Genomic DNA, 11,244 nt, shown 5'->3' on the forward strand with positions numbered 1-11,244 from the left:
GGATGATGTCCGTCAGGGATGGGTTTCGGGGGTGATGAGGTCGAGCGAGGGAAAGTAGGAGCGATAGCCCTTGGGATCACGCGTCAATATGGAGTAGCCGCGCACTGCAGCGTGTGCTCCGATCAGAAAGTCTGGAAGAATGCGGTCTCTTCCACCGCCAGCCTGCCGATAAACCCTAAAAGCCGCTGCTGCGGCAAATGCTGCTGGCCAGGGAAGGCTTTCACGGCGAAATTCGCTTTGCGGCAGCAGCTCGTCCACTTGATCCATGCTGCTATAACGCACAGAGAATTCCGCGTAGATAATGGGGTTGATAACCACCGGTCCTCGCTTGAAAGCTGAAAGAACCTGCCCACTGGACCAGCCGTGCCAGGCTGAACCAGATATCGCCAGATCAACCAACACATTCGTGTCGACGATGGTGACCATGCCTACCGGTCACGCGTCATCGACATTAGCGCTTCGGCGTCGATATCCTGATCACCGGTGCCTTCCAGGCGCTTGAGGGTAGCCATGAACCGATCGAGCCGCTGCCGATCCTCAATCTCCCGCTTGCCGTTCTTGGGCGAAACAACCAGCTTTCCATCCTCGATGGAGAATATGACCTCGCTGTTGAGCTCTATGCCAGCCAACTGACGCAAGTCGCGGGGGATAGTCACCTGTCCCTTGGATGTCACACGCATTCTTACTCTCCAATTACAAAGTAAGAATTATCATTACCATAGGAACAAGTCAAGAACAAACTATCCGGCCAGTGCTGCCTGCCGCAGTCTGCTGGTGCCGCGGTTATGGGCATGGCATATGGCGATAGCCAGCGCGTCGGCGGCGTCATTGCCCTTGAACTCGACCTTGGGCATCAGGATCTTCAACATCATGTGGATCTGCTGCTTCTCGCCGTGGCCGACGCCGATGACGGCCTTCTTGACGGCATTCGGCGCATATTCCGACACCGGCAGGCCGGCGCGTGCCGGCACCAGCATGACGACGCCACGCGCCTGGCCGAGCTTCAGCGTCGCCACGGCATCCTTGTTGACGAAGGTCTGTTCGACCGCGGCCTCATCCGGTTTGTAGCTGTGCACGATATCGGCAAGACCATCATGAAGCTGGCAAAGGCGGGATGCGAGATCCATGTCGCCGTCCGACGTCACGGTCCCCGACGCGACGAAACGCAGGGAGTTGCCTAGGGTATCGATGATACCCCAGCCGGTGCGGCGTAAGCCCGGATCGATGCCGATGATGCGAATCGTATTTTGCATGGGTCAAACCTATCTTTCAGGCCCGACATGTGCCAGCAAAATGTGAACAAAACAAAAACAAGGGACAGATTGCGATTGCCGGAGCCGCGCTGAAAACATCGTGACGAAATTGCGGCGACAGGGTTTGGAATAGGCATGCAGCGCTCCTACATGTGCAAGCAACCCCTCCTTTCCACCACGCAGGTTCTTGCCATGGTTCCCTTTTCCATCCTCGATCTTTCGCCCGTTGCCGAAGGCAGCACCATCAGCCAGTCCTTCGAGAGTTCGAAGCGCATGGCGCAGAAGGCGGAAGAGCTGGGCTACAACCGATTCTGGCTTGCCGAGCATCACGGCATGCCGGGTGTCGCCAGCGCCGCGACGTCGGTCGTCATCGGCCATGTCGGCGCGGCAACCTCGCGCATCCGCATCGGTTCGGGCGGCGTCATGCTGCCGAACCACTCACCGCTGGTGATTGCCGAGCAATTCGGCACGCTGGAAGCATTGTTTCCCGGCCGCGTCGATCTCGGCCTTGGGCGCGCGCCGGGCACGGACATGCGCACGGCGCAAGCCCTGCGGCGCAATATCGATGCCGGTGCGCAGAGTTTCCCGCAGGATATCGTCGAACTGCAGCACCTCTTCAGCCCGGCCGACGACAACCAGATCATCCTTGCCGTTCCCGGCCATGGCGCCAACATCCCCATCTGGCTGCTCGGCTCCAGCCTTTACAGCGCCCATCTCGCCGCCATGCTCGGCCTGCCCTATGCCTTCGCCTCGCATTTCGCGCCGGAAGCCCTGATGGATGCCATCGCCATCTACCGTGAGCGCTTCACGCCCTCGGCCACGCTCGATAAGCCCTATGTGATGGTCGGCGCCATGGGCGCTGTGGCCGATACGGACGAAGAAGCGCAGTATCACTTCACCTCCGCACAACAGCAATTCGTCAACCTCCGCCGCAACGTGCGTGGCCCCTTCCCGCGCCCGCGCAGCGACATGGACGATTTCTGGACGCCGATGGAAAAGCTGAATGTGGAAAACACGCTGCGCTATGCCATCGTTGGCTCACCTGAGACGGCCGAAAAGAAGATTTCGCAGTTCATCCGGGATACGGAGGCTGATGAAGTGATCATTTCGATGCCGATCCATGACATCGAGGCGCGGCTGAAGTCGGTGGAACTCTTCGCAACGCTTCCGAGCTTCAAGAAGGTCTCCTGATTCTCGGGGAAAGCAGCTCAACCGGTGAGCAGAAGCCCTTTGTGCGGCTCACCGGACGATCGACGGCTCAAGCCACGAGCCTCGTCTTCCAGTGGCGCCGGATGAGCATGTCGAGCGACAGCTTGCCGGCGCCGGCGACGATCAGCGCAAACATGCCGCCGGCGATCGCCAAATCCTTTTCGAAATGCAGCAGCTCGTTGTGGCTGGCGAAGTTCGTGTGAAAAAGCATCGCCGTCAGCAAGCAGAACAGGCCGAGGCCAAATGCGGCCAACCGGGTCATCAGGCCAAGCGCAATGGCGAGACCCGCGCCAAGCTGCAGCACGATGGTTGCAACCGCGATGGGAGCCGTGACGCCAAGCCTGGCCATGGCATCCAAGGCATTGTCCAAATTGCTGGCAAGTTCGATGCCCTCTTCCAGGAAGAGCAGCGACAGCAGTATGCGACCGAACAGCAATGCCATATCGGTCATGTTCACGAGAACTGCACTCCCCTCTTCGAATTCCATGACCATCTCCTTCCCGTCAGATTCATAGATTTCCGATCCTGTCCGGCGGCATCCCACGACATGATCAAATGGAAGGCCACCGGATCGATTGAAACACAGCGTCAGTTGGTTGCCTTGGCGGAGATCGCCTTGGTCAGATCCTCAAGCTCCTCGCATCCACTAGGGCAAAGCTTGGTCAGCGTTGCCAGCTGCTCGCGGGCTTTGGGCATATCGCCGGTCTCGACATAGAGTTCGCCGAGATATTCATGCGCGCCCTTATGATCCGGCTGCAGTTCCAGGGCCTTGGTGTAGTAGGTCAGCGATGTCTTGAAGTCGCCGGTCTTGCGCAGGGTGAAGCCCATCAGATTGTAGACATCGGCCTGCTGGTGCTCCTCGGCGATATCGCGAAGCTCGGCGAGTGCTCCGGCATAGTCCTTGGCGTCGATCTTGGCACGCACGGAGGTCAGGTCCGGCGCATCGGTCGATTCCATATTATCGACGGCAAAGGCAACGCCTGCCGTTGCGGCCGGAAGGATGGCGACAGCGCACAGGCCGGCGATCCCGAAAATGGCATGTCTGAACATGGTAGTTGCTCCTCTTTCTGGCCACTCAGGCCTGGATGGTGGGGGTAAATCCGTAGGCATTGCCGTCCTTGACGAAGGTGCCGGAGCCCGGGAATGGGAAGTGCGAGCCGCAGATCCTGATCTTGTCGGCAATGACGCGGTCGATCAGCCTGCGGCGGGTGGCGACGGCCATCGGGCCGTCCTGGTCGTAGGCACCCTCCCATTCGGGATGGGGTGCAAGCAGCGCCGGCACATACATGATGTCGGCCGAGACCATCAGCTGTTCGCTACCGCCATCTATGAAGAAGACCGAGTGCCCCGGCGTATGGCCGTAAGCGGCCAGCATGTGAACGCCGAGCGCCACTTCGGCATTGTCATCGACCAGCTTCCAGTTCTTCCATGTCGGAAAGACTGAGGCGATGCGCCGGCCGGCTTCCTTGCGGCCCTCCGCCAGCTTGTCGACACGGCCGGGATCGGTCCACCACTTGTATTCGGTCGCGTTGACGACCAGCTCGGCATTCGGGAAGACGGCCGCGTTCGTTCCCTTTTCCATCAGGCCCCAGACGTGGTCGGGATGGAAATGCGAGATCATGATGGTATCGATCTTCTTGTAGTCGATGCCGGCGGCGGCCATGTTGGCCGGCAGATGCGTGGCGTTGGTCTGCCATTGCCCGACACCGGAGCCGGCATCCATCATGATCTTGCGGCCGCCGATATCAAGGACGACGACGGTCAGCGGAATGGGCATGAAGTCGGTGGTCAGACCGGCCTTTGAAAGCGCTTCCTTGGTGTCTTCGACGGAGGCGTTCTTGATGAAGGCCGGATCGTGCGGCTTGCGCCAGATGCCGTCATAGATGGCCGTGACCTCGATCGAACCGACCTTGTATTTGTAGAAGCCGACCGTCGGCTCCAGCGGCGTGGCGGCAAAGGCTTGCGGTATGAATTCGAGCTTCGACGACAGCCCGAAGGCTGCCGCAGCTGCAGCCGTGCCGAGCACGGCGCGGCGGGTCATATCAAACATCGCAGTATCTCCTCGTGGTTATGGCTTTTCGGGCCAGGCGGAGGTCGCAAGCGATCGCGGCCGTCCACTGAGGAAGAAGATCGATGGTAATGAGCGCTTATTCCCCCCTCGACCGAAGATTTCTTGCAAGCCATTGAAATCCATTTGATTATTTTAGCGGCGAGGGATTGGCGGATGGGATGACGGACATTCCGCATTCCCTCGCCTTTGATTTTTTCATCCGACCGGGAATAAAACCCGCGCAAGCGCGATCTAGCCTCTCAGGCAACATTGCAAGCGCCTTAGCTGAAGCTTACAGTCAGCAGCGGCGTTTTGCGGGGATCACGATGACAGACGCCCGACCTATGAGTTCGATGATACTTGGCGGCCAGCCCCGCCCATGGACATGGCACTCGCCGCAAAACACCGCGATCGGCAGGTTTGCCCGATTTCTGGCTCGCCTGCGTCGTTTCATTGCCGAGGCGAAGCCCGGCAATCACGCCGTCCAGATGGCGGTCGCTCAATCCGCTGCCAGCGCGGAGCCATTGAAGCACGCGACCGCGCTGCCCGACGAGAGCATGCGCCGCTTCCAGCAAACGATCATCCCGCATCTCGACGCCGCTTATAATTTCGCGCGTTTCCTGAGCCGCGATGCCGATGCCGCGCAGGATATCGTGCAGGAGGCCTATCTTCGCGCCTATCGCGGCTTCGGCGGCTTTCGCGATGGCGATGCCCGCGCATGGACCTTCACCATCGTCCGCAACTGCTATCACGCCTGGCTGCAGGAGGGCCGGCGCAAGACCCGCTATGAGCAGCCGATGTCGGACGAACGGGATTCGGATGAAGGCTCGCCTTCCCCTGATCCCGCCTCCGAGGAGGATACGCCCGAGGCGGCCTTCATCCGCAAGTCGGAAACGCAGCGCGTGCGCGAGGTCATCAAAAGGCTGCCTGATGCCATGCGCGAGGTTCTGGTCCTGCGCGAACTCGAGGATCTCTCCTACAAGGAAATCGCCGAGATCATCGATGCGCCGATCGGCACCGTCATGTCGCGGCTCGCCCGTGCCCGCCGCGATTTCGGCGAAGTCTGGCGCAGCCTCGAAGGAAAAGGGGCGGCACGATGAACGGCGGAGACCATAATGATCACGGCGAATGGAACGACCTGCTGCACGGCTTCATCGACGGCGAACTTGACGCAGCCAATGCCGCGCGCTTCGAGGCACATCTGGCCACCTGCCGGGACTGCGCCGGCGAGATGGAGAATGCCCTGATGGTCAAGCGTCTTTCCGCACGCGAGGGTGTGAAATGGCAGGCGCCTGATACCGTCCATGCCCGCGTGCAGGCGGCACTCACGCTGGAGCAATCCATGATGAGGCGCGCAGCCGTGAGCCACATGGACAGCCCGTGGCAGCATGTCTGGCGGCTCGTGCGCGAATGGAGCTTCGTGCCCTCGCTTGCCGTTCTCGCCGCCAGCCTAATGCTGGTGCTGAACGTGCAGCAGCAGAGCCAGACGATCGAGGATCAGCTTCTCGCAAGCCATGTGCGCTCGATGCTCGCCGACCATCTGACCGACGTGCTGACCTCAGACCAGCACACGGTCAAACCATGGTTCAACGGCAAGATCGATTTCTCCCCGCCCGTGGTCGATCTGGCGACACAGGGCTTCCCTCTCGTCGGTGGCAGGGTGGATTATCTCGACGGGCGGGTGGTGGCGGCGCTGATCTATCGCCGGCACGGCCATGTCATCAATCTCTTCATCTGGCCGGGCGCTGCGCGAGCCAAAAACAATGCCGAGAAGGAGGGCTACAATTTCGTCGAATGGCATGCGGATGGACTGGTCTTCTGGGCAGTCTCCGATGTCGCCGCACCGGATCTCTCCACCTTCCGCGACGATTTTATCCGCGCGACAGCCCCATAACGCGAAAAGCCGGCTGCGTTTCTACAGCCGGCTTTTCTTGAATAACTGCAAAGGATCAGGCCGAGAGCTTGGCCAGAACTTCGTCAGAAACTTCGAAGTTCGAATAGACGTTCTGGACGTCGTCATCGTCTTCCAGGTTTTCGATGAGCTTCATCAGCGACTGGGCCTTTTCTTCGTCGACCGGCACGTTGTTCTGCGCGCGCCAGATCGCCTTGACAGTTTCGGCTTCGCCGAGCGTCGCTTCGAGCGCCTTGGCGACTTCGCCGAGGGATTCGAAGGCACAGATGATCACATGGCCTTCTTCGTCGCTTTCGACGTCATCGGCGCCGGCCTCGATCGCCGCTTCCATGACCTTGTCGGCATCACCGGCGGAAGGCTTGTAGGTGATTTCCCCGACGTGATCGAAGGAGAAGGACACCGAACCGGTTTCGCCAAGCGCACCGCCGGCCTTGGTGAAAATCGAACGGACGTTGGACGCCGTGCGGTTGCGATTGTCGGTCAGTGCTTCGACGATGATCGCCGTGCCGCCCGGACCGTAGCCCTCGTAACGGATCGCATCGTAATTCTCGGTGTCGGCACCGGAAGCCTTCTTGATGGCGCGATCGATATTGTCCTTCGGCATCGACTGCGCCTTGGCGTTCTGGATCGCCAGACGCAGGCTTGCGTTCATGGCCGGGTCGGGCAGACCCATCTTGGCAGCGACCGTGATTTCGCGCGCCAGCTTGGAGAACATTTTCGACCGCACCGCGTCCTGACGGCCCTTGCGGTGCATGATGTTTTTAAACTGTGAATGGCCAGCCATGGCACCCCTGTTCACGTCTTTTGTTGGGAATGGCCGCCTTATAAGAGCGAAGCGGCCTTCATTCAAGTGAAAAGCCGGATAATGGTGTCGGTCGGGGCCTTCCGCCACATTCCTATGGCTTGACGACAAGCTTGCCTGCCCGAATATCGCCGACGGTTTCCATGGCCTTGTTCAATCCCTCGAGTGACGCGCGTTCGTCCTTGATTACGGGTCGTAGATCGGGCGACCAGTCATTGATGGCGCCGACGCGCGCCAGAAAAGTACTGCCGCTTCTCATCTGTTGAATGATCCGGCTTGCCGGAACGCAACCATATGTATCGGTAGCTACCGCCGGATGGTTATCAACTCTGATCAATGCAGTCATGCCCGGCGCATCATGTGACAAGAGGCAGACGCGTTGGGGTGTCGGCGAACTGCCGTAGTCAATGAACAAAGCCCCCGACAGGGACGTAATGCTACAATTGCGTTTGTCGGTCATTGCATCGGCTGGGCATGACACGCTCCAACTGCCAGCGGCCAACAGATTTGCGCTCTTGCCAATAGAAACCGTTCCCTGGCTGAATTTTTCGATGCGATAGCCATCGGGCGTCGTGTTGACCGGGTTTGATGAGACGCATTCCGACAACGCCGCAGCTACTAATGCAGTGAAAAGAACCCGATTCATGCGCTTCCCCCAATGGTACAGCACAATCGATCATGCCTAGCAGAAGTTGCATAGATGGACGGGATATATATCTCAACGAAAATCGTCATAGCCCCTTGAGCACATAGATCAGCGGCTTGCGCGGCAGGGTCTTCACCGACACCGTGACGCTCGCGGTCGGCGCATAGCCGACATCGAAGTCGGGACCGAACAGGGCCAGGAACTGATCGACCGGTGGACCCCAGCGATGCATGGGCAGGATGAGCGACGAGCGCAGCCTTTTCACCACGCGGCTCATGCTGTCGGCCCCCATGGTCAAGCCGCCGTCGACCGGCACCATCACGACATCGAGCCGGCCGATTTCGGCATATTGCTGGTCGGTGAGTTCGAAATGCAGATGCCCGAGGTGGCCGATACAGAGGCCCGCCACCTCGAAGATGAAGATCGAATTGCCGTTGGCTTCGATGCCGCCACCCCAGGGACGAATATCGGTGACGACATTGCGGATCAGCGTATCACCGACGGTCATGCGGATCTTTGCCGGCTCTCCGGGCACGTCGCTCCATCCATGCAGCACATATTTGATCGCCGGGTCCGGCGTGAGCGTGTAGTGGCTCGGATGCGCCTTGTTCATCGTCACGACCTCAGGCGTATAGGGCGGTGGATAGGCGCCGCTATAATCCGTGGCGATGGAAACGCCGCCCGGCGTTTCGATGAAAAGCGTGGCATGGTCGAGGAAGGTGATCTTCACATCACCATTAACCGGATCATTGGCGAGCGTCGGACCGGGAGGAGAAAAGCTGACGAATGTCGCCTTGGGCAGGGACTGCGCGATCGCCTGGCATTGGCTGGGTTGCGGACGAACCGGATTCTGCTGGGCGTCCGCGACGTTCCAGCTGAGGATGATCGCCAGGAAAAACACGGCAAGGACAGGAAATCGCTGTAACATGCCATCCCCTCAAGCCAGATAGTGGCCGAAGGATGCGACATGATCGGAAACGGGTCCAGCGGCAATCAGATGGGATTGCTCACAATCGCGTCATCATATGCCGATGATGAATTATAGAGCGGATTCAGATTTTAGGTCGACCTGACCTAAAATCATCCGGCTCTAGTGCAGCGATCAGCGCCAGAAGTCCGGAATGGTTTCCGCAAGACGCGGTCCGAGCCGCAGCGGCGCGATTTTTTCGGCCAATCCCGTCGTGTCGGAAATCTCGACGCCGACGCCACAGATGGTGGCAGGCCCCGAAGCCGCCTCGAAACGTCCCTTCGGCATCTTCGAAATGAAGCGGTTCAACGGTTCCTCTTTGTCCATGCCGAGCGAAGAATCGTAATCGCCGCACATGCCGGCATCCGACATATAGGCGGTGCCGCCATTGAGGATCTGCGCGTCCGCGGTCGGCACATGCGTATGGGTGCCGACGACGAAGCTCGCACGGCCATCGACGAAATGGCCGAAACACTGTTTCTCGCTCGTCGCCTCTGCATGAAAATCGAAGACGATCGCATCGGCCTGTTCCTTCAGCGGGCAGGCGTCAAGAATGGCTTCTGCCGACTTGAAGGGATCGTCCAGCTCAGGATGCATGAAGACGCGGCCCATGATGTTGGCGACGAGGACGCGGGCGCCGTTGCGGGCATAATAGAGGCCGGAGCCGCGGCCGGGCGTGCCGGCCGGATAGTTGGCGGGGCGCAGGAACTGGTCGTGGCGCTCGCAGAATACAACGGCTTCCTTCTGGTCCCAGACATGGTTGCCCGTTGTCACGACATCGGCGCCGGCATTGATCGTCTCAAGGAAGATGACCTCGGTGATGCCGAATCCGCCGGCGGCGTTTTCGCCATTGACGACGACGAAATCGAGCTTCAGGTCGGATACGAGCCCCGGCAGGCGTTCCCACACCGCGGTTCGTCCCGTCTTGCCGACCATATCTCCCAGAAAAAGCAGCCGCATTCGCTATCCAATCACTTCCGAAACGAAATTGAGTCCGCTCTCGGTCAAAATCGCGTCAAGACGGACATCATGCGGCTCAGCCGGTACTGATCGCACTTCTTGGCAATCGAATGCAATGCCGATCAGCTGGGGATTCAAGCCTTTTTGATGCAAACGCTCGATAGCGCGATCGTAATGGCCCGCCCCATAACCAATACGATGCCCGCTTCTGTCAAAGGCCGAAAGCGGCACGAGCATGACATCGGGATCGAACACCGCCGCATCGGGACCCGGGCCGAAAGTTCCGAATCCGACGGGAACCAGCGGCGCACCCGCAACAAGCTCCCGAAAGACGATCGTGTTGCGGTCGAGGATGGCGGGCACGCAAAGCCGTGCACCACGTTCCCGCAGCCGCGCCATCAGCGGCCTTATATCCACTTCGGAGCGGATTGGCAGAAAGCCGGAGACAACCGTCCCCGGTTCGACATCGATGACATCGCCGCCATGGGCAAGCATGGCAAGGCCTTTTTCGATGCGCTCATCGGCCGGAATGGCATCGCGCGCCGCCAGGCATTCGTTACGGTATCGGGCTTTCAGCTCTTTGGGGCTCATCGGATCTTCGCAAGTATCTATGATATCGCGAAAACATAATGAGCCGGGCGCCCGTTGCAAAGCGCGAAAGCGACATCCAGCCGTCGCAGAAGGAAGTCAGCTCTTTCAGTCCTTGCGGGTGATCGACAATTTTCCGTCGCCATCCACATGCGCGCGAACATTCTCATAGTTCTGCAGCGTCGTATGACCGGTCTCGATCGGATGCGAATGCGTGGCGGTGATGACCACCACATCGGCACCGGCCGCTTCGCCCGCCTTGACGCCGGCCAAGACGTCTTCAAACACCAGGCACTCCGATGGGCTGAGGCCGAGGCGCTGCGCGCCGAGAATATAGCCCTGCGGATCAGGCTTGCCGACCTTCACGTCTTCGGCGGTAACCATGAAGCGCGGAACCGGGATCCCGGCCGCGTCCAGCCGCGCCAGCGCCAGCCGATAGGGCGACGAGGTAACGATCGCCCAGCGCTCCGGCGGCAGTGATGCAAGGAAATCGACGGCGCCCGGCAGCGCGATGACACCCTCGACATCGGCGATCTCGGCTTCGGTGATCTTCAGCGCCTCCGCGATCGGATCGACATCAGGCAGATTCAATTGGCCGATGGTATCGACCCCGCGCTTGCCATGCATGGTCGGCATGAACTTCTCGACATCAAGACCCTGAGCGCGTGCCCAATTGCCCCAGACACGCTCTGCAGCAGCAATCGAATTGATGATCGTGCCGTCCATGTCGAACAGGAAACCGGAATAGGTCTTGGTGAAGGCGGAGGACGATGCAGCGGACAAGGATGGACCTTTCTGGATGTGACGGCGAGCGGCGTGAAACCGGCGCTCATGCTATGTATCCTTCCGACTAGCGG

15 protein-coding genes are annotated in these 11,244 nt (G+C 59.8%); 3 read left to right on the forward strand and 12 right to left on the reverse strand.

Features of this window, described 5'->3' with window-relative positions; translation table 11 throughout:
• Positions 1–12: 12 nt before the first annotated feature.
• Genes PH552_RS24280 through ruvC form a run of 3 tightly spaced genes read right to left on the reverse strand, consistent with a single transcriptional unit; the run spans position 13 to position 1,253 of the window.
• Positions 13–426: a type II toxin-antitoxin system VapC family toxin gene (locus PH552_RS24280; protein ID WP_112343399.1), complete on the reverse strand. Its 414-nt coding sequence runs from the start codon at positions 424–426 to the stop codon at positions 13–15.
• A 2-nt stretch (positions 427–428) separates the two neighbouring features.
• Positions 429–680 carry an AbrB/MazE/SpoVT family DNA-binding domain-containing protein gene (locus PH552_RS24285; RefSeq protein ID WP_069611835.1) on the reverse strand — a complete coding sequence of 84 codons (252 nt, stop codon included), beginning with the start codon at positions 678–680 and terminating at the stop codon, positions 429–431.
• A 60-nt stretch (positions 681–740) separates the two neighbouring features.
• Entirely contained in the window at positions 741–1,253 is a 513-nt protein-coding gene (gene ruvC, locus PH552_RS24290; protein WP_095435719.1) for a crossover junction endodeoxyribonuclease RuvC, read from the reverse strand.
• A 192-nt stretch (positions 1,254–1,445) separates the two neighbouring features.
• Between ruvC and PH552_RS24295 the strand changes: the two genes are divergently transcribed.
• Positions 1,446–2,444, forward strand: coding sequence for an LLM class flavin-dependent oxidoreductase (locus tag PH552_RS24295; RefSeq protein WP_113250554.1), 999 nt, complete (start codon positions 1,446–1,448; stop codon positions 2,442–2,444).
• Between the two features lie 67 nt (positions 2,445–2,511).
• On the opposite strand, the gene PH552_RS24300 is transcribed toward PH552_RS24295, so the two are convergent.
• The 3 genes from PH552_RS24300 to PH552_RS24310 all read right to left on the reverse strand — a co-directional run bounded on the left by PH552_RS24300 (position 2,512) and on the right by PH552_RS24310 (position 4,512).
• Positions 2,512–2,949 (reverse strand): DoxX family protein, encoded by a 438-nt coding sequence (locus PH552_RS24300; RefSeq protein ID WP_113250507.1) that lies wholly within the window; start codon positions 2,947–2,949, stop codon positions 2,512–2,514.
• Between the two features lie 101 nt (positions 2,950–3,050).
• The gene (locus PH552_RS24305) at positions 3,051–3,512 is read right to left on the reverse strand and encodes a tetratricopeptide repeat protein (RefSeq protein ID WP_113250506.1); all 462 of its coding nucleotides are present in this window, start codon (positions 3,510–3,512) and stop codon (positions 3,051–3,053) included.
• A 25-nt stretch (positions 3,513–3,537) separates the two neighbouring features.
• Positions 3,538–4,512: an MBL fold metallo-hydrolase gene (locus PH552_RS24310; protein WP_113250505.1), complete on the reverse strand. Its 975-nt coding sequence runs from the start codon at positions 4,510–4,512 to the stop codon at positions 3,538–3,540.
• A gap of 344 nt (positions 4,513–4,856) precedes the next feature.
• Here PH552_RS24310 and PH552_RS24315 point away from each other — a divergent pair, with 344 nt between their 5' ends.
• Positions 4,857–5,612 (forward strand): sigma-70 family RNA polymerase sigma factor, encoded by a 756-nt coding sequence (locus PH552_RS24315; RefSeq protein ID WP_183764900.1) that lies wholly within the window; start codon positions 4,857–4,859, stop codon positions 5,610–5,612.
• Positions 5,609–6,406 carry an anti-sigma factor family protein gene (locus PH552_RS24320; RefSeq protein ID WP_113250503.1) on the forward strand — a complete coding sequence of 266 codons (798 nt, stop codon included), beginning with the start codon at positions 5,609–5,611 and terminating at the stop codon, positions 6,404–6,406. The genes PH552_RS24315 and PH552_RS24320 overlap by 4 nt, the downstream gene beginning before the upstream one ends.
• 55 nt (positions 6,407–6,461) lie before the next feature.
• Here PH552_RS24320 and PH552_RS24325 read toward each other — a convergent pair whose 3' ends face one another.
• The 6 genes from PH552_RS24325 to PH552_RS24350 form a co-directional block, all read right to left on the reverse strand.
• On the reverse strand, positions 6,462–7,208 hold the full coding sequence (locus PH552_RS24325) for a YebC/PmpR family DNA-binding transcriptional regulator (protein ID WP_095435726.1): 747 nt from the start codon (positions 7,206–7,208) through the stop codon (positions 6,462–6,464).
• A gap of 112 nt (positions 7,209–7,320) precedes the next feature.
• Positions 7,321–7,872 (reverse strand): hypothetical protein, encoded by a 552-nt coding sequence (locus PH552_RS24330; protein WP_145644519.1) that lies wholly within the window; start codon positions 7,870–7,872, stop codon positions 7,321–7,323.
• Between the two features lie 85 nt (positions 7,873–7,957).
• The gene (locus PH552_RS24335) at positions 7,958–8,800 is read right to left on the reverse strand and encodes an MBL fold metallo-hydrolase (protein ID WP_113250502.1); all 843 of its coding nucleotides are present in this window, start codon (positions 8,798–8,800) and stop codon (positions 7,958–7,960) included.
• Between the two features lie 174 nt (positions 8,801–8,974).
• Entirely contained in the window at positions 8,975–9,799 is an 825-nt protein-coding gene (locus tag PH552_RS24340; protein ID WP_285166323.1) for a TIGR00282 family metallophosphoesterase, read from the reverse strand.
• Between the two features lie 3 nt (positions 9,800–9,802).
• On the reverse strand, positions 9,803–10,390 hold the full coding sequence (locus PH552_RS24345) for a 5-formyltetrahydrofolate cyclo-ligase (RefSeq protein WP_285166324.1): 588 nt from the start codon (positions 10,388–10,390) through the stop codon (positions 9,803–9,805).
• Positions 10,391–10,495: 105 nt separating this feature from the next.
• Positions 10,496–11,170, reverse strand: coding sequence for an HAD family hydrolase (locus PH552_RS24350; protein ID WP_145644518.1), 675 nt, complete (start codon positions 11,168–11,170; stop codon positions 10,496–10,498).
• Between the last annotated feature and the right edge of the window lie 74 nt (positions 11,171–11,244).

Origin of the sequence: Rhizobium aureum (genome assembly GCF_030182495.1) — a bacterium.
Classification (GTDB): Bacteria; Pseudomonadota; Alphaproteobacteria; order Rhizobiales; family Rhizobiaceae; genus Rhizobium; species Rhizobium tropici_C.